The following is a 16,133-nucleotide window of genomic DNA, read 5'->3' as shown; positions in this document are numbered from 1 at the left end:
GATGAAGATACGACGTGGCGATTCAGTGATTGTGGTCACCGGAGCCGATGCAGGCGATACTCCCCGGCGTGTATTGTCGGTCGTCGATGGCGGTAAAAAGCTGACAGTAGAAAATGTAAACCGTGCCCTGAAGCACGTGAAACGCGGACATCCCAAGAGCCCTCAGGGGGGACGTCTGGAAATTGAGATGCCGATCGATGCTTCCAACGTCAAGTTTTACTGCGAAGCCTGCAGTAAAGGGACCCGCATCGGATATCGTTACACCGCTGATGGCAGCAAAGAACGGTTCTGCAAATCGTGCGATGCCTCACTGGGAACGATCAGTCCAGCGAATGCAAAATACCAGAAACAGTAATCAGCATCAGTAGTTTTCAGTAAGGAAGACTGTTCCGAAGTTCGGCCGGTCTGAAACAGAAACATGGCAATACCAACATTATTAAAACAATATCGTGAAGAGATTGTTCCCGTCCTGAAGGAAAAACTGGGACGCACCAACGTGCACTCACTGCCTCAGATTGAAAAGGTCGTGATCAGCATGGGGATTGGTGCTGCCAACCAGGACCGGAAGCGTCTGACTGAAGCAGCTGACCACCTGACAATTCTGGCAGGCCAGAAATCGCAGATCACCCGGGCCCGTAAGTCTGTGGCTGGTTTCAAACTGCGTGAAGGTCAGGAAATCGGCTGTCGCGTAACCCTGCGTGGCACCCGGATGTACGAATTTCTGGAACGACTGATCTCCCTGGCTCTGCCGCGTGTACGCGACTTCCGGGGGGTAAATCCCAAAGCGTTCGACGGTGCAGGCAACTACAGCCTGGGTCTCAACGAGCAGGTGGTTTTCCTGGAAATCGATCCCGATTCCGTGCATCATGCCCAGGGGATGAATATTACTATCGTGACTACTGCCAAGGATAACGACGAAGGTCGGCTGTTGCTGACCGAGCTCGGTATGCCTTTCCGCAAGTAATCGCGTTTCAAAGATTTCAATAAGATACAACACAATTTTTTTGGTAGATCGTCGGAGATTAAAGTGAGGGTAGCCAGCTAATGATGACAGACCCCATTGCAGACATGCTGACACGAATTCGTAATGCACTGCAGATTGAACGGCCGTTTGTAGATATTCCTGCTTCCAAAATCAAGACCGCCATCGCTGGCGCCTTGCAGCGGGAAGGTTACATCTGGGACTATGAAGTCATTGAAGACACTCCACAGAACGTGCTGCGTGTCAATCTGAAATATGGTCCCAACGGGGAACGCGTCATTCAGCGAATCGTCCGTGAAAGTAAACCCGGACGTCGCCACTACCAGGACCTGCGGTCCATGCCGGAAGTTCTGCAGGGGCTGGGTGTCAGCATCCTGTCTACCAGCAAAGGCGTGCTGAGCAATCGTGAAGCGAAAAAAGAAGGTGTGGGCGGCGAGCTGCTGTGCACCATCTGGTAATCCAAACGTGCCGCAAGGCTGGCCGATCTGTATCTGCCACGATTTAATTTAACTGGAAATTGAAGTTATGTCTCGAATCGGTAAAAAACCAGTTGCCGTTCCCACCGGAGTCGAAATTAAGGTGGATGGCGGAACCATCACCGTCAAAGGTAAGCAGGGTGAATTGAAGTTTACCTACCATCCGGCGATGAGTGTGGAATTTGATTCGGAAGCCAACGAGGTCAACGTGATTCGTCCTGACGATGAGCGTAAAAATCGTGCTCTGCACGGTCTGACCCGGGCACTGATTGCCAACATGGTTCAGGGTGTGGAAACACCGTTCGTGAAAAAGCTGGAAATTCAGGGCGTGGGTTACCAGGCATCACTGAATGGTCAGAAACTGAGCCTGCAGGTCGGGTTTGCCAACACAATCGTGCTGGATGTGCCACAGGGAGTGAATTGCGAACTTCCCAACGCAACCAACATTGTGGTCAGCGGACCAGACAAGCATATGGTCGGTCAGTTTGCAGCGAACATTCGCAGCGTACGTCCTCCTGAACCTTACAAAGGTAAAGGGATTCGTTACGAAGGCGAATACGTACGGCGGAAAGCCGGTAAGGCCTTTGCTAACTAACGGTATTCAACTGCTGATGATTCAGGTAGTCTGACTGTCAGGCCGATGGCCACTGTTTAAGAGAAGATGACGGTAAAATGAAACTAGAAAAAACGCTGAAAAAACAGAAGTCACGACGTTCGTTCCGGATTCGTAACACAGTCCGTAAAACGGGCCGTTACCGTCTGTCTGTTTATCGTAGCAACAATCATATTTATGCCCAGATCATTGATGACACTGCAGGGGCAACCCTGGTTTCAGCCAGCACCAAAGACAAGTCTCTGGCCGGCGAAATCAAGGTGGGTGGCAACATTGCTGCCGCTGAAAAGGTTGGCAAACTGCTGGGTGAGCGGGCCGCTGAAAAAGGGATCAAAGAGGTCGCCTTCGATCGCGGACCTTACCGCTACCATGGTCGGGTAGCAGCCCTGGCAGATGCTGCCCGTCAGGCAGGGCTGGATTTTTAATCGAGACAACACTCTATACGGGTTGGAGAAGATACCGTGTCAAAAGAATCGACAAAACAAACGCCAGAAACCGTCATCCAGATCCGCCGTTGTGCCTGCGTAGTCAAGGGGGGCCGTCGGTTCAGCTTTACTGCTCTGGTCGTCGTAGGCGATAAAGAAGGCCGGGTAGGCTGGGGTTATGGCAAAGCGATCGAAGTGCCGCTGGCTGTAGATAAAGCCGTCAAGCAGGCCAATCGCAACATGGTCAAAGTACCGATCGTTGAGCACACCGTGCCTCACGAAGTCGTCGGTCGCTTCGGTTCTTCCCGCGTCCTGCTGTTACCCGCTCGTCCTGGTACCGGTATTATTGCCGGCACTGGTGTGCGTGCTGTGGTAGAAGCAGTCGGAATTACTGACATTTATACAAAGAGTCGTGGATCCAACAATCCAATCAATGTAGTTAAAGCCACAATTGATGGGCTCTCAAAACTGCGAACCCGTGACGATATTGCACGCTTGAGAGGAGTAGAAGTCTAATGATTATTGATGACGTTCATCGCGGAATACAAAAGAATAAAAAACGCAAGCGTGTTGGCCGTGGTCCCGGATCGGGGCATGGTAAGACATCGTCTCGCGGTCACAAAGGTTATGGCAGCCGTGCGGGTGCATCCCGTCGTACCAGCTTCGAAGGGGGACAGACCCCGCTGGCAATGCGTGTTGCTAAACGTGGCTTCAACAATAAACAGTTCGCCAAGAAGGTCGCGGTTGTCAACGTAGCTGCTCTCGAGCAGGCCTTCGACAACGGTGCCGAAATTACTCCGGAAATTCTGGCTGCGAAAGGACTGGCTAAAGGTCGGTTCGATCAGGTCAAAATCCTGGGTAACGGCGATCTCAGCAAAAAGCTGAGCGTGACTGCTCACCTGTTCTCCGCATCTGCTGAATCCAAGATTCAGGCAGCCGGTGGTTCCGTCAGTCGGATTTTGTCATAAGTAATTGATTCAAGGACTTGATTTCAGCAGACAGGAATACGATTCCCCTTTTCTTCTCTATTCGTTAAGATCTGAAGCACAAAGATTATCCATTTTTCTTCTGCTGAGTTATGACACAAAGGACCGCTATCCATGCTCGGTAAATTAACTGTACTCTTCAAGATTCCCGAGCTTCGCCGAAAAATTCTGCTGACACTCATCCTGCTGGCAGTTTACCGGATGGGATTCTGGATTGCGCTGCCGTTCATCGATCAGGCACAGCTTTCCGAGACATTGCAGGATCTGCAAAGCCAACAGGGTGGCCTGGGTCAGGTGATGCAGGTGATCTCATTGTTCTCAGCTTCGAATATTGGTCAGAGTACCATCTTCGGTCTGGGCATCATGCCTTACATCTCTGCTTCGATTATTTTCCAGCTGATGGGTACAGTCTATCCACCGCTGGAACGTCTGCAGAAAGAGGGTGAAGCCGGGCGTAAGAAGATTAATGAATATACACGTTATGCAACGGTCGTGATCTGTCTGGCACAGAGTTACTTCTGGATCCATACCCTGGCGGGTGGTCTGGGCTCGGGTAAGAGTCTGATCCTCGACGGGTACGGCGGCCTCTATTACCAGATGGTGGCGACCATCACCATGACCACGGGGACCATCTTCCTGATGTGGATTGGTGAGCAGATCGATGCTTACGGTATCGGAAACGGGATCAGTCTGCTGATTATGGCAGGGATCCTGGCCCGAATGCCGCAGGCAGGCTGGAGTCTGATTGAACCGGCTCTGGATAAAGGGATCGCACTGGGAACCGACACCGGGATTGACCGGTTGCTGATTCTGGCTCTCGTGTTTGTCTTCGTGGTGGTCTGGGTGATTGCAATTACCCAGGGGCAGCGTCGCATTCCGATTCAGAGTGCCAAGCACGTACGGGGGCGTCGGGTTTCCGGCGGTCAACGTCAGTCTCTGCCGCTGCGTGTTAACCAGGCAGGTGTGATGCCGATCATCTTCGCTTCCAGTCTGCTGATGTTCCCTTACTTTGTCTTCCACTGGATGAGCTCAGTGTGGACCAGTTCCACCTTCCTGTCCATGCTGGACGGGGCTTTCCAGCCGATGAGTCGTGGTTTTGTATACACAATCTCTTATGTGATATTGATTTACTTCTTCTGCTACTTCTGGACGGCGATTACCTTTAATCCCAAGGATATGGCAGAAAACCTGAAAGATTACGGTTCGTTCATCCCGGGATATCGTCCTGGTGCCCGGACAGCCGCCTATCTGGAAGCAGTCATGGTTCGTATCACATATGTGGGGGCTGCGTTCCTGTCACTGGTCGCGATTATTCCAACGCTGGTTTCAACCTGGCTGGGTGTCGACTTCCTGGTGGCGAGTTTTTACGGTGGAACCGGATTATTGATTGTGGTTTCTGTAGTGCTGGACCTGGTCAACAAGATTGACAGCCATCTGGTTATGCGAAACTACTCTGGATTACTTGAGAGCGATCTGTAAGTCATAAACGGGCGAGTCGCAGCGAAATTCACCAAAAAAGGGGTGTTTCGCTTGTCGATTTACGCATAAGGCGTTTATAATTTCCTGATTCGCTCCGCTTCGGAAATTGTACAGGTTTGATACGAAGCCGGAGTTTGCTCATTTTATGGGCGCAACTATCTGAATTTACACGAGTTACAGTGTTTGAGCCGGAGAGGTTCTCTCTGCTGACTCGCCAAACGTGAACCAAACTAATAGAGAAATCGTAGTACGATGAAAGTCCGAGCCAGTGTTAAGCGGATTTGTGAGAGCTGTAAAGTCATCAGACGGAAGGGGCGTGTGTACGTGATCTGCTCTTCCAACCCTCGTCATAAACAGCGCCAGGGTTAGTCTCGCACTCAGTTTGCATGATTTAATTTCAGTTTTTACAACCAGCGGAGTGAAATAAAATGCCTCGTATTCTCGGTGTTGATATTCCGAACGAAAAACCTGTTTATGTTTCCCTGACTTACCTGTACGGCATCGGACGGGTGACAGCTCTTGATATCTGCTTCAAGCTGGAAATCAATCCCCAGATGAAGGCTAAAGACCTGACTGACGATGAGCTGAGTCGTATCGTAAACGTACTGGATACGGACTATTCCGTCGAAGGTCAGCTGCGTCGATCGACACAGCAGGACATCGCCCGTCTGCGGGACATTCAGTCATACCGCGGAATTCGTCATCGTCGCGGACTGCCCGTACGCGGCCAGAATACACAGACCAACGCCCGTACCCGCAAAGGTGGTAAGAAAACCGTTGCTGGTAAGAAGGGTGTTAAAGACGCTCGTCACTAAAATCGGTCCCTGCTCCAGGAGACTGATCAGAGGCGAGTTGAGAGACGATACAATGCCGGCACCATGTTCGGCTTAACGAGAAAACATTCCATCAAAATGAGTTTCAGTTTCTGAGATCCAACAGACAGAAACATCAGGAGTTGCAGAGTGGCTAAAGTCAAACGAAAAAAAGTGAAACGTCACATCACTAAAGCGATTGCTTACATTAAAGCAACGTTTAACAACACCACGGTTACGATTACCGATCTGAACGGTGATGTACTCTGCTGGGCCACAGCAGGTACTTCCGGATTCAAGGGAAGTCGTAAGAGCACTCCTTTTGCTGCTCAGCGGGCTGCAGAAATCTGTGCGGAAAAAGCTTCCAAGTTTGGTGTGAAAGAAATGGAAATTCGCGTCAAGGGACCTGGTTCCGGACGGGAAAGTGCAATCACCGGTCTGCAGACAGCTGGTATCTCGATCAAGGCGATCGAAGACATCACCCCACTGCCACACAACGGTTGCCGTCCTCCGAAAAAACGTCGCGTCTGATCCGTTACGCAGGTGACGCTGTGAAGACTGTTCGCGAAAGCGTTCAGACTGAATTTAAAATATAACGAGAGTGCTGGTTTCCGAATCGCATTCTGTTTAAATGTGTTCTTGGGAGATTATTTCAATGCGAATCCGTTGGCGAGGACTGGAATTACCAAGCCGTGTCATCCCTGACCGGGACTCAATGACATCCACCTATGGTATGTTTGTAGCCGAACCATTCGAACGTGGATTCGGTGCGACGATCGGCAACAGTCTGCGGCGCATTCTGCTTTCCAGCCTGGAAGGCAGCGCAGTGACACGCGTCAAAATTCAGGGCGTCCAGCACGAGTTCACCACGATTCCCGGTGTTGTCGAAGACATTACCGAAATCTGCCTGAACCTCAAGTCGCTGATCGTCAAGAACTCCAGCTCGACTACCAAGACACTGCGGATTGAAAAACACGAGCGTGGTGTGGTTACCGGTGCTGACGTCATTACCGACGATCAGGTTGAAGTGATCAACAAAGATCTGGTAATCGCCACCATGACCGACGACGTTCCACTCAACATGGAACTGACCATTGATAACGGTCGTGGATATATCCCTGCTTCCGAGCATGCTCAGCATGAAACCGAAGTTGGCGTGATTCCCCTCGATGCCACGTTCTCACCGGTCGTTCGCGTCCGTTATAAAATTGAAGATACCCGTGTTGGTCAGCGGACCAACTACGACAAGCTGATCCTGGAAATCTGGACCAACGGAACCGTTAAGCCCGATATGGCCCTGGTAGAAGCTTCCAAGATTCTGCGAAAACACCTCAATCCGTTTATTACTTACCGTGAGCCCGGTCCAGAAATGCCACCGGAAGGCGGTCTCAAAGGGATGCTGGATACGACCGGTTACGCACCGATCGACCTGGAACTGGAAGAGAAACTCAACCAGAGCCTGGCCGAGCTGAACCTGTCTGTCCGTGCGACCAACTGCCTGGAATCGGAAGGGATCAACACCGTTCGCGACCTGGTCGGCAAAACGGAAGATCATCTGTTACACGTACGTAATTTCGGGGAAACCACCCTGGTTGAAGTTCGTGAACGACTGAACCAGATCGGTCTGCGTCTGGGGATGAAGATTCCCAGCTCGTCTTCACAACAGCCGCGTTAATCGGACAGAGCAACGCGATTATTGGTTATCAAACATCGAGTTCTTTACTCTCAGCAATCAGAATAATTCAGAGTTAAGTCATGCGACACCGAATGAGAGGCCGCAAATTAGGCCGCAATGCATCACACCGTAAGGCGATGTTCCGCAACATGGCGGTGAGCCTCATCAAGACCGTCCGGATCGACGAGGAAGCTGAAAACGCTCCTAAGGTTTCCGGTCGGATCACCACCACCGTGCAGAAAGCCAAAGAACTGCGTCCGTTCATCGAAAAGCTGATCACGGTTGCCAAGAAAGCTCAGCCACACATCGAGAACGCTGCCCAGTACGCAACTTCCGCTGAGAAGAACTCCAGCGAATGGAAGACCTGGCGTGAATCTGAGCAGTGGAATCAGTGGAACCAGGCTCTGGCACCCGCTCTGAGCTACCGTCGTCGGGCATTCGCAGAACTGCGTGACAACGAAGCCGTCGATATCCTGTTCAACGAACTGGCAGAACGCTTTGCAGAACGCAATGGTGGATACACCCGCATTGTGCGTCTGGCAACTGTCCGTCTGGGCGATGCCGGTACTCAGGCTATCATCGAATTCGTCGGCGAACGAGATCGTGTTAAGCCGACCCGCCGCAGCGAAACACTGGGTTCTGCAGCAACAGAGGAAGCACCAGCTGACGAAGAAGCTACTGCGGAAGAAACAGCAGAAACAGAAAGCGAAGCAGTCGCTGACGAAGCTCCTGCCACTGAAGCAGAAGCCTCAGAAGGGGAAACTGCTGAAGCTGAAGAAGACAAAAAAGAGGAGTAAGCCGTCGCGAGTCGAATTCGACTTTGCGGAAATCCGGTTTCCCGCTAAAATTTTAAAGCTAAGAGTATCCCTGATATGCTCTTAGCTTTTTTTACGTCCGGAGCAGAAACGCTGAAATGGAATACCCGTATCAATCCGGACGAAAGACAGGCCCCGGCTCGACCTTGTGTCGTTGTGAAGTTGTAGCGGAAAGGATTCTGGCACAGCATGTCAACGCAGCAGCCCTTTAATTTCAGTCACGCGATGTACCGCCTGTGCAGCGACGTCTCGCGTCGGCTGCCTGAGTTTCATCATGTCGATATGGACCGGATCGCGGTCGCCTTCGCCCAGGCCCGCCGCAATGTGCCTTACGGCATGCAGGCCAAGTTGACGCCCCTGCGGTTTGAGAACGGGGCTCTGCAAACCACGCGCTACGGCCGGAAGTGGACGGTGCAGCGTGTGTACCAGGATCAGCAGGAGATGCTGTATATCCTCACCTTCTATTTGCCGCGGTTCCTGAATCATTCGTTCAAAGAGAAGATGATCACGGTGCTGCACGAACTGTATCACATCAGCCCGGCCTTCGACGGCGACATCCGCCGCCTGGCAGGACATTACCACGTGCACTCGCACAGCCAGAAAGAATACGACGCCCACATGGCGGTACTGGTCGACCAGTACATGAAACTGAACCCGCCTCCCGAACTGTTCGGATTCCTCAAGTGCCGTTTCTCGACGCTGCAGAAAAAGCACGGCGGCGTGGTGGGGCTGCAGATCCCGATCCCGAAACTGATTCCGGTGACCGAGACGCGGATTGCGTAAGCTTCTACTGGCCGGCAATCGATAACAGGAAGAATACTCAGATGACGAATCAGATACAGCTGGCAACAGAGATCAAACGAACTTCCCAGCTGTCGGGGACATTCACCCTGCGATCCGGTGCCACGTCAGATACCTATTTCGACAAATATCAGTTTGAATCATCCCCGGTTTTACTGAAGCAGATTGCGGAAGCCATGGAAGAACTGCTGCCCGAGAATACGGACGTCCTGGCGGGTCTGGAGATGGGTGGGATTCCCGTGGTCACGGTTCTAAGTCAGGTAACCGGTTTGCCGGCGGCTTTTATCCGCAAGGCAGCCAAAACATACGGGACCTGTCGATACGCAGAGGGCACCAGTCTGTCGGGTAAGAACGTCGTTCTGATCGAAGATGTAGTCTCCTCAGGTGGCGCGATTCTGGATGCGTTACAGAAACTTCGCGATTCAGAAATCGAGCCGCTGTGTGCGATCTGCGTGATCGATCGCCAGACGGGAGGAGCCGAAGCACTGCAGGCCGTCGATCTGGAGTTGAAGTCCGTGCTCACGATGCAGGACATTCTCAATGCGGGTTCAATTGGAGAATGAGTTACGAAGTGACGGTTCTGAGATGTGTATTGTCACTTTATCGATTCTTGAAGGCGTGCTCTGAGTAAGGGGGGTATGACTGATGAAATCAGCCATGGTTGAAGCAGCTCCCGATTCAGAGAGAGCCAGCGGAGGGAGCGGACTTTGTTTGACTGTGCCAGGGATCTTGATCCATGTTCTGTCAGTTTGCAGAAGCTTAGCTGCAGATCAATCAGTTCCTGCAGAATTTCAGAGTTTGCAAGAGCAAGGGCTCCCCGATCGCCAATCGGACAATGATCGAGATTAAGGTGCCAGAGCCCTGTCAGTTGTTGTGCATGTGCTAACGCTTCAATGCCCTCGGCTGTCACATCTCCGCAGAGCGCGAGACGTCTTAATTTTCCGCAGGATTGTGATGTTGCCAGGGACTTGAGACCTGCATCTGATATACTGCCTGTCACAGAAAGTGCTTTCAGGCCCGCCGTCAATCCTGACTCAGCCAGAGCAACGCAGGCATCCCCAGCTGAATTGTCTTCGAGGAAACCGATTGAAAGACTTTCCAGGTTCTGCAAGTTGGGACTTGAAGCCAGGTTGATCGTTCCGGCATTTCCGATCTGATTGATCCATAGATGCCGAAGGGCGATGGTTCGATTACTGGAAGCAATCGCTCTGGCGCCAGCAGAGCCCAATGGGTTGTTACAGATACTGAGGGATTTTAGTTCGGTCAGTATTTCCGATCCGCAAATGGCGGAAATTCCGTCAGAACCAATCTGATTTCTTGAGATGTCAAGCGTCTGTAATCCTATCAGGTAATCTGATCGGGAGAGTGCCTCCGCTCCCGCATTGTCCCCTCCGGTTCCCTGAAGATTGAGGCTCTCCAGGCTAGAGAAGGGAATCGTTCTCAGTTGTTTCCAGCCTCTGGAGCCGATTTTTGTGAAGCTCAAATTCAGTCTTGTGAGATTCCTGGCAAAATCGGCAGATGATAATGCCGTAACGGAATTTGAGGTGATGGCTTCTGAGTAGATGGTAAGCTGTCTGAGGTTCGACAGGTCGGCACAGGTCATTAGTTGGGAAAGCTGCTTGTCATCAATATCGAGATACAGAGATAATGATTCAAGATGTTTTGTTAGAGTTTTAGATTCACACAGGGCATTTATGACTTCTGTAAAAGAGTCTGGTGATCCAGTCAGAGTGAGTTGGCGTAATGAGCTCGCCGACCGTTCCTCAAGCAGATGAATCAGTCGACCTGTCGCATGACAGCTAACCGTTTCAAGTTGCATGGCATCAAAGGACTCCAGGTCCTGTTCTGTCAGCCCATGAAATGTATGAAGTCGACTAAAAACTGTTGAGCGAGTAAGAATAGTTTCTGCTGCAGTATCAAGCGTGCATCCAGAGAGATCCAACGAGCGGAGATGGGGTGTTTTAGTTTGCGATGAGAAGTCTGCTATCAATTCTTGTCCCAGCGGTCCGCCACAGAAAGATGCTGATACTATTCCAGAAAACGGGGATTGAGCCGTTTCGATTGAGGGGGCAGCAGGCAAATTCCCAAGGTAGGTAAGGCTACGGACCAGGGGCCAGGAAGGACTTTTAATCAGAGGGCGTAGTGAATCGATGGTAGCGACTTCGCGCCGCTGATGCGAATCAATTGACGCCAGACGATCGTTGGCAAGTTCCAGAGCGGCGTGTAATTCGGAATACGGGAGACGATCAATAAACGCCAGTAATGCCTCAAATGCCAGGGAACCGTCCAGTTCGTGAGTTTCCAGAAAGCCATGTCGCGACTGCCTTAATGCAGGGCTGTCCTGCAGGCAGAGTTCCAGGATTTCGTTGAGAGTATCCATGTTTTCTCTAATTTCAAATTCACTTGCTGGTAGTTGTACTGACAGGGATTTGTGATACCTGGTTGAACTGCCTATGGGCTGGAATATCCGTTCCGGTAGTTCGTCATAATTAATCAGTTCACGTTGTCTTTCACCAAGGCAAAGTTCGGTGATGAACTCCCAGAAATTATCGGCAACCCGTTTCACTTCCCAGTTTCGGTGTCGAACGTAGCTGCCATACTCATTCCGTATTGAGTCGGTAATGTCATTTGGATCGAAAAAGTATTTTGATGTCAAAATATCGATATATCGATGGCGAAAAAACTACTCCTTACATGTTGGGCCGGGGCCGGAGAATATTTCTCATAATCCAAACCTTCATGAGAAAGTTCTTATAGCTTCTTCAGCCCAAATATAAAAGTTCTCCCCTTATAGCCAGGGACTGAGATCTTACTCGTTTTTCCAAATTCTCCAGCACCAAATACCAGGCAGTATGAACGATAACCGGACGGCAGCTTGACATCAAAAGCGTTTTCGAACTCGTCGATATCTGCATGTTGGACGGGAGTGACGGGGGCAATGTCGGTTCGAATGCAGATTGTGTTGACGAATTTTTTCCATTGCACCTGAGTCATAGTGATTCTCTCGCTCCGGATTGGAATGATTCGTTATGTCAATAGAGGAATCCGCTTGCCAGGTTGGTCCAATCGATCTGTTGCAGTTGCTGTTCTGATATCTGATCGAAGATCGGATGATTTATATTTTGAAAGTGGATCACAGCCAAGTGCGTGCCATCATAGTCTCCACCTCCCGTATAATCTGATTCAAACCAGGTGATGAAAGTGAAGCAAGGCAATAGCCAACCTCGTTGCTCCATGACTGTTTCAGGGGGAAGTAGATCATAAACGGGGGCATTTTCTACAATCTGTTTTGCCTGTCTGTTGAGGATCGTCAGATTACGGCTCACTCTCTCCCGGCTGTGTTTTCCGATCGCCACACCGCCTTCGTAGGTAAAGGACTGCAGGTTACTGTAGGCTCTGATTTTGATTTTTGATTCTAATTCGGTTTCAAAGATCTGCATGGGAATGAGCTACTAAAATCTAGACTGGTAAGGAGTATTGATGTGTGGTTCAAGGTTCCATTCAGCACCACGGTTCATTCCATACCGGCGTTTGCTGATCGGGCAGGAAGAAGGCGGGGATGCCGTCGCTGGTGGCGAAGGCGGCCTGGGGGCCACAGGGTTTGGCGAGTTCGCTGGCGATGCGGACAATCAGCGTGAGATGGCCCTTGAAGCTGAGGGAGGGACTCTGGTCTGGGGGATGGAGCCGGTAAATGTCGGCGGATTCTCTGGGGCTGGTGTGAGGACCGCCGAAGGCCTGGTTTAACAGTGGGTCATCGGATTTATATTCCCAGTCGATCATTTCTTCGGAAGCGATGCTGGCAGTAAAGTCCTCTTCTGTGCCACGGACATCGCCGGTGAAACCTGCCAGGGATTCCACAACCTGTGCGAGGTCGCTGCGGGTAACGGTGCGACCGGCGGGCGCTTCCAGCGAAATCGGCACGCCACACTCGCGTCCCCATTCCAGGAGCTGTGGTGTGACAGGCGTGAGGATGTAGCTGATACTCATGTGGTCCTGACTCCTGTTACCGGTTTTGTGATGGAGCTGTCCTGTCTGCTACCTGAGTTGATAATACTTTTTGGGGGCGATCAGCATCAACAGTTTGGGGCCGATGATCAGGTACATGATTAATGTGCCGACCAGGGCGGAGCCGGCGGCGACTGGCAGGCTGCTGTTATTCAGAAAGAGTGGCCCGATGATGGTGCCGGCGATGAGGCCGATCAAGGGGGAGATCCAGAGATACCACCAGGAATAAATCGGGGGAACTTTCGTGCGGAGGCGTCTGCGGTAGTCATCAAGTTGTTCGCCGGTGTCGGCCCAGTGGAAACTGCGTAATGCGCGGGGGCCGCCACAATGGGCGCAGACGGTTCCCAGGCAGAGATTGAACGGGTTACATAAGCCTTCGAAGTCGCCGCCATTGACCTGAGTGGGCTGTTGGCATTTTTCATGGACATAAACGCGTCCGTTGCGCAGGGTATACGAAGCTTTGGCCATCGGGTGCTCACTAAAAGTGGGTTATCAAAGTGGATGGTCGGTGGGCAGCCCACTCAGCGCTGTGGTTGCCCGTCGTCAGTGTGCCTGCGGACTTTGATTTTAGCGTGAGTGGAAGTCGATGTGCCAGTACGTTTTGCAGAAAGAGTGAATGTCAGCCCAGATGTCAGCGCGCGTGCAAAGGCCGATGATTCTTTCACCCGGTTAGAATCATCGGCCCTGCTGGTGGGTAGACTTATTAGTTTGGTTGCGGTTCGCTTCCTGCGAGAAGCCGCTTGGAGTTCAGTATTACTCAGATGGTGGTCCGGCACAGCGGATCAGGTGGTCGTGGTCGATGTAAACCACTTCTTTGGTCTGATCAGTGTTGGAGAACGGAATGGGCCAGTCTGAGCGAATGGTTTTGTCGTAGTACACGGTGCACTTGTAGTGACAGTGGTGCTGACGAGCTGGTCCAACCATCGGGTAGAAGCGGCATTCGCCAATCCGGTCTACGATGGGTTCTACCACCATGCGGACATTGTTGCGAGTGGTTTCTGCCAGGAACCAGACTCCGCCGCCGGTTTTGTCCGGCAGAGCACGAATGACTTCATCCGGGCTGGGTGGATCGAGACAGAACAGCGGTGCGTGTTCGCCTTCGACCGGATCCAGAATAGGAACTTTGTTGTAGCGTTCTTCTTCCCAGTACGTGTCTTCAACCAACTGTGACCAGTAGGCGGTGACCGGGATGAGAGGAGTGGTCCGCCAGAAGACAGAGCCGGCGTAGGCCACTTCCACAAAGCCTTTCACCAGCGTACAACCACTGGTATTGATCGTTAACAAGCAGGCACAGCCCAAAAGCAAAGCACGGCTGAATTGCTTCCCGATTTTGAACATCCTTCTTCCTCCGGGTGAATTGAACGAAGTGGTTTGATGTGTTTTTGACTTCGTCATCAGTGTTAGTGAGCGGTGAGCTCGATAAGTAGATGTCATGTTCTGTCGTCTGGCCTCTTGCCTGATGGAGACAGACTATGACTCCCTGTTCTTCTTATCGGACTCTGCGTCCGTGAATCTTGTGAAAATTTAACGGTTTTGACGATTTCGTCGGTAAAAACCGTTGTGACGGCCTGGCGGGAGCGTGTTCACTGTGTGTTCACACTCTGGTGCCAGAAAAAATGCCTTCCAGAAAGCGAGTTCCGGAAGGCATTTCCACGTTTTGGTCAAACTGGTGAGTGACTTACCAGTTCTTTGGATTCATGAACCACCACCAGCGATCGGTGCGAGGGCGGAAGTTCAGTTTCCAGGAGCCATCATCCCATTCGAGCTGAGCCTGACGCCATCCCAGTGGAACCTGAGGATAGGGGTAGAAGGGCCCGATGTAAGGGAAGGCACTGGCTGAGTACTGGCTGGGGTAAGCTACCTGAGCGTAGTTCGGGTAGTTTGCATAGGTTGGCCAAGCAGTTTCAGGCAGGTGCGGGCTGTTGTAAACATTGTTGGCAACAGGACCCATGCCAGGCTGGGGGCTCATCATTGGAGGGCCACCAGGACCAGGATTAGGAGCCTGATAGTTCATGTAGTTGGTCGGCTGAATCATGGACGTCTGGGGAGCAGAAGCCTGAACCTGCAGACGGTTATCAACCGCTTTCACACCCGGAACACGCTGGGCAATCTGGGTTGCCATCTGTTTTTCCCGAGGAGATCCAATTGATCCCTGCAGGATAGCTGTTCCGTTTTTGAAGCGGATTTCCACTTCGTGAGCGGACGCCAGAGCTGGTCCCAGTGCTTTGGCCAGTTGTTCTGCCATCTGCTGGTTGCTCACGCCGGCACTGCGAGGAGCAGGAGCCTGATGAGAAACGGTTTGCACATTGGAACGTCGGTTTTCCACGGCTTGTTCGAACTGAGCCTGTTGCAGAGACCCTTTCAGGAAGGGATCTGCTGAAGCAGAGGTCTGGACAATGTCGTCCGCTCTACGGAAAGGATTGAGGCTCTTTTGAGGAGTCCCAGGAGCGGTTGAAGCAGTCGGGTTACCGGCAGCTTCACTGACAACCAGGCGGTTGTCGACACGAGTCACACCTTCGACCCGTGAGATCAGTCGGGTGGCCTGTGCTTTTTGTGCAGCAGTCGGAATTTTACCGGAAAGTACTGCAACACCTTTGTTGAATTCGATTTCCATGTTGTAACCGGTTAACCGGGCTTGTCTCAGAGCGTCGGCAATGTCATTGGCGACTTTCTGATTGTTGGAAATCTTGCCCGATACAGCGGTCGAACTAGACTGTTCAGATTTCTTTGTGAAGAAATCCAAGGGTCCGGCCATTGTGATACCGGGAGTCACCGCCATGATCCCCAGCGTCAAGACCCACTTACGATACCGTTTCATGAACAACTCCGTTCCCAATTGTAGAGAGATATTTGATTTCGTCCATTACATCAGAGCTCTATCTATCGTCAGGTTCGCACTGTGAGTCATTCCTGCTGCGCAAACGAAACAATGAGATTGCTATGCTGATTGATCGGTCATTGGGGTCCGGTTAAATAAGTTATTCTGATTATTTCGATGGAATTGGTTAAATGTTCTCGGGATTTTTGCGGTCAAATACACGTAAGTCTATTTAATTCAATGGGA

Annotated in this window: 21 protein-coding genes; 15 read left to right on the top strand and 6 right to left on the bottom strand. The window is 51.5% G+C overall.

The window, feature by feature from the left end:
- The first annotated feature begins 1 nt into the window (after position 1).
- The 15 genes from rplX (at position 2) to pyrE (ending at position 9,627) form a co-directional block, all read left to right on the top strand.
- The gene (gene rplX, locus RID21_RS12340; protein WP_155365055.1) at positions 2 to 355 is read left to right on the top strand and encodes a 50S ribosomal protein L24; all 354 of its coding nucleotides are present in this window, start codon (positions 2 to 4) and stop codon (positions 353 to 355) included.
- 63 nt (positions 356 to 418) lie between these two features.
- Positions 419 to 964: a 50S ribosomal protein L5 gene (rplE, locus tag RID21_RS12335; RefSeq protein ID WP_197993706.1), complete on the top strand. Its 546-nt coding sequence runs from the start codon at positions 419 to 421 to the stop codon at positions 962 to 964.
- A gap of 80 nt (positions 965 to 1,044) precedes the next feature.
- The gene (rpsH, locus tag RID21_RS12330) at positions 1,045 to 1,440 is read left to right on the top strand and encodes a 30S ribosomal protein S8 (protein ID WP_149338395.1); all 396 of its coding nucleotides are present in this window, start codon (positions 1,045 to 1,047) and stop codon (positions 1,438 to 1,440) included.
- Positions 1,441 to 1,507: 67 nt separating this feature from the next.
- The gene (rplF, locus tag RID21_RS12325; RefSeq protein ID WP_145044961.1) at positions 1,508 to 2,053 is read left to right on the top strand and encodes a 50S ribosomal protein L6; all 546 of its coding nucleotides are present in this window, start codon (positions 1,508 to 1,510) and stop codon (positions 2,051 to 2,053) included.
- Between the two features lie 77 nt (positions 2,054 to 2,130).
- Complete coding sequence (rplR, locus tag RID21_RS12320; protein WP_145044959.1) at positions 2,131 to 2,496, top strand: 50S ribosomal protein L18; 366 nt, start codon at positions 2,131 to 2,133, stop codon at positions 2,494 to 2,496.
- Between the two features lie 36 nt (positions 2,497 to 2,532).
- The gene (gene rpsE, locus RID21_RS12315) at positions 2,533 to 3,012 is read left to right on the top strand and encodes a 30S ribosomal protein S5 (RefSeq protein WP_350189269.1); all 480 of its coding nucleotides are present in this window, start codon (positions 2,533 to 2,535) and stop codon (positions 3,010 to 3,012) included.
- The gene (rplO, locus tag RID21_RS12310; protein ID WP_145192462.1) at positions 3,012 to 3,464 is read left to right on the top strand and encodes a 50S ribosomal protein L15; all 453 of its coding nucleotides are present in this window, start codon (positions 3,012 to 3,014) and stop codon (positions 3,462 to 3,464) included. The genes rpsE and rplO overlap by 1 nt, the downstream gene beginning before the upstream one ends.
- 132 nt (positions 3,465 to 3,596) lie before the next feature.
- Positions 3,597 to 4,961, top strand: a complete 1,365-nt coding sequence (gene secY / locus RID21_RS12305; RefSeq protein WP_149338393.1) for a preprotein translocase subunit SecY — start codon at positions 3,597 to 3,599, stop codon at positions 4,959 to 4,961.
- A gap of 252 nt (positions 4,962 to 5,213) precedes the next feature.
- Entirely contained in the window at positions 5,214 to 5,330 is a 117-nt protein-coding gene (gene rpmJ / locus RID21_RS12300; RefSeq protein WP_144980856.1) for a 50S ribosomal protein L36, read from the top strand.
- 59 nt (positions 5,331 to 5,389) lie between these two features.
- Positions 5,390 to 5,776, top strand: coding sequence for a 30S ribosomal protein S13 (rpsM, locus tag RID21_RS12295; protein ID WP_145044951.1), 387 nt, complete (start codon positions 5,390 to 5,392; stop codon positions 5,774 to 5,776).
- Between the two features lie 147 nt (positions 5,777 to 5,923).
- The gene (rpsK, locus tag RID21_RS12290; RefSeq protein WP_145044949.1) at positions 5,924 to 6,304 is read left to right on the top strand and encodes a 30S ribosomal protein S11; all 381 of its coding nucleotides are present in this window, start codon (positions 5,924 to 5,926) and stop codon (positions 6,302 to 6,304) included.
- Between the two features lie 124 nt (positions 6,305 to 6,428).
- The gene (locus RID21_RS12285; protein WP_145044946.1) at positions 6,429 to 7,448 is read left to right on the top strand and encodes a DNA-directed RNA polymerase subunit alpha; all 1,020 of its coding nucleotides are present in this window, start codon (positions 6,429 to 6,431) and stop codon (positions 7,446 to 7,448) included.
- An 80-nt stretch (positions 7,449 to 7,528) separates the two neighbouring features.
- On the top strand, positions 7,529 to 8,245 hold the full coding sequence (rplQ, locus tag RID21_RS12280; protein ID WP_350189267.1) for a 50S ribosomal protein L17: 717 nt from the start codon (positions 7,529 to 7,531) through the stop codon (positions 8,243 to 8,245).
- 207 nt (positions 8,246 to 8,452) lie between these two features.
- Positions 8,453 to 9,046 carry a putative metallopeptidase gene (locus RID21_RS12275; RefSeq protein ID WP_145443058.1) on the top strand — a complete coding sequence of 198 codons (594 nt, stop codon included), beginning with the start codon at positions 8,453 to 8,455 and terminating at the stop codon, positions 9,044 to 9,046.
- Between the two features lie 41 nt (positions 9,047 to 9,087).
- The gene (gene pyrE, locus RID21_RS12270) at positions 9,088 to 9,627 is read left to right on the top strand and encodes an orotate phosphoribosyltransferase (RefSeq protein ID WP_350189265.1); all 540 of its coding nucleotides are present in this window, start codon (positions 9,088 to 9,090) and stop codon (positions 9,625 to 9,627) included.
- A gap of 32 nt (positions 9,628 to 9,659) precedes the next feature.
- Here the strand turns inward: pyrE and RID21_RS12265 are convergent, their stop codons facing one another.
- The 6 genes from RID21_RS12265 to RID21_RS12240 form a co-directional block, all read right to left on the bottom strand.
- The gene (locus RID21_RS12265; RefSeq protein ID WP_350189263.1) at positions 9,660 to 11,630 is read right to left on the bottom strand and encodes a leucine-rich repeat domain-containing protein; all 1,971 of its coding nucleotides are present in this window, start codon (positions 11,628 to 11,630) and stop codon (positions 9,660 to 9,662) included.
- 466 nt (positions 11,631 to 12,096) lie between these two features.
- Complete coding sequence (locus tag RID21_RS12260) at positions 12,097 to 12,504, bottom strand: hypothetical protein (RefSeq protein WP_350189261.1); 408 nt, start codon at positions 12,502 to 12,504, stop codon at positions 12,097 to 12,099.
- 61 nt (positions 12,505 to 12,565) lie between these two features.
- Positions 12,566 to 13,051 (bottom strand): hypothetical protein, encoded by a 486-nt coding sequence (locus RID21_RS12255; RefSeq protein WP_350189259.1) that lies wholly within the window; start codon positions 13,049 to 13,051, stop codon positions 12,566 to 12,568.
- Between the two features lie 48 nt (positions 13,052 to 13,099).
- On the bottom strand, positions 13,100 to 13,537 hold the full coding sequence (locus tag RID21_RS12250) for a SoxR reducing system RseC family protein (protein ID WP_145443054.1): 438 nt from the start codon (positions 13,535 to 13,537) through the stop codon (positions 13,100 to 13,102).
- Between the two features lie 285 nt (positions 13,538 to 13,822).
- Positions 13,823 to 14,407 (bottom strand): hypothetical protein, encoded by a 585-nt coding sequence (locus RID21_RS12245; RefSeq protein ID WP_145192428.1) that lies wholly within the window; start codon positions 14,405 to 14,407, stop codon positions 13,823 to 13,825.
- A 340-nt stretch (positions 14,408 to 14,747) separates the two neighbouring features.
- On the bottom strand, positions 14,748 to 15,887 hold the full coding sequence (locus RID21_RS12240) for a BON domain-containing protein (protein ID WP_350189257.1): 1,140 nt from the start codon (positions 15,885 to 15,887) through the stop codon (positions 14,748 to 14,750).
- Positions 15,888 to 16,133 lie beyond the last annotated feature (246 nt).

The sequence above is a fragment of the Gimesia sp. genome (assembly GCF_040219335.1).
Lineage (GTDB): Bacteria > Planctomycetota > Planctomycetia > Planctomycetales > Planctomycetaceae > Gimesia.
This window is presented reverse-complemented; position numbering and strand designations above follow the sequence as displayed.

What these genes read in the sequence shown, in the direction of transcription:
- RID21_RS12250 (WP_145443054.1), bottom strand. Translation starts at nt 13,537, where the DNA reads ATGGCCAAAGCTTCGTATACCCTGCGCAACGGACGCGTTTATGTCCAT.
- RID21_RS12255 (WP_350189259.1), bottom strand. Translation starts at nt 13,051, where the DNA reads ATGAGTATCAGCTACATCCTCACGCCTGTCACACCACAGCTCCTGGAA.
- rplO (WP_145192462.1), top strand. Translation starts at nt 3,012, where the DNA reads ATGATTATTGATGACGTTCATCGCGGAATACAAAAGAATAAAAAACGC.
- RID21_RS12245 (WP_145192428.1), bottom strand. Translation starts at nt 14,407, where the DNA reads ATGTTCAAAATCGGGAAGCAATTCAGCCGTGCTTTGCTTTTGGGCTGT.
- rplR (WP_145044959.1), top strand. Translation starts at nt 2,131, where the DNA reads ATGAAACTAGAAAAAACGCTGAAAAAACAGAAGTCACGACGTTCGTTC.
- rplE (WP_197993706.1), top strand. Translation starts at nt 419, where the DNA reads ATGGCAATACCAACATTATTAAAACAATATCGTGAAGAGATTGTTCCC.
- RID21_RS12260 (WP_350189261.1), bottom strand. Translation starts at nt 12,504, where the DNA reads ATGCAGATCTTTGAAACCGAATTAGAATCAAAAATCAAAATCAGAGCC.
- rplQ (WP_350189267.1), top strand. Translation starts at nt 7,529, where the DNA reads ATGCGACACCGAATGAGAGGCCGCAAATTAGGCCGCAATGCATCACAC.
- RID21_RS12275 (WP_145443058.1), top strand. Translation starts at nt 8,453, where the DNA reads ATGTCAACGCAGCAGCCCTTTAATTTCAGTCACGCGATGTACCGCCTG.
- rpmJ (WP_144980856.1), top strand. Translation starts at nt 5,214, where the DNA reads ATGAAAGTCCGAGCCAGTGTTAAGCGGATTTGTGAGAGCTGTAAAGTC.
- rpsM (WP_145044951.1), top strand. Translation starts at nt 5,390, where the DNA reads ATGCCTCGTATTCTCGGTGTTGATATTCCGAACGAAAAACCTGTTTAT.
- secY (WP_149338393.1), top strand. Translation starts at nt 3,597, where the DNA reads ATGCTCGGTAAATTAACTGTACTCTTCAAGATTCCCGAGCTTCGCCGA.
- pyrE (WP_350189265.1), top strand. Translation starts at nt 9,088, where the DNA reads ATGACGAATCAGATACAGCTGGCAACAGAGATCAAACGAACTTCCCAG.
- RID21_RS12240 (WP_350189257.1), bottom strand. Translation starts at nt 15,887, where the DNA reads ATGAAACGGTATCGTAAGTGGGTCTTGACGCTGGGGATCATGGCGGTG.
- rplX (WP_155365055.1), top strand. Translation starts at nt 2, where the DNA reads ATGAAGATACGACGTGGCGATTCAGTGATTGTGGTCACCGGAGCCGAT.
- RID21_RS12285 (WP_145044946.1), top strand. Translation starts at nt 6,429, where the DNA reads ATGCGAATCCGTTGGCGAGGACTGGAATTACCAAGCCGTGTCATCCCT.
- rpsH (WP_149338395.1), top strand. Translation starts at nt 1,045, where the DNA reads ATGATGACAGACCCCATTGCAGACATGCTGACACGAATTCGTAATGCA.
- rplF (WP_145044961.1), top strand. Translation starts at nt 1,508, where the DNA reads ATGTCTCGAATCGGTAAAAAACCAGTTGCCGTTCCCACCGGAGTCGAA.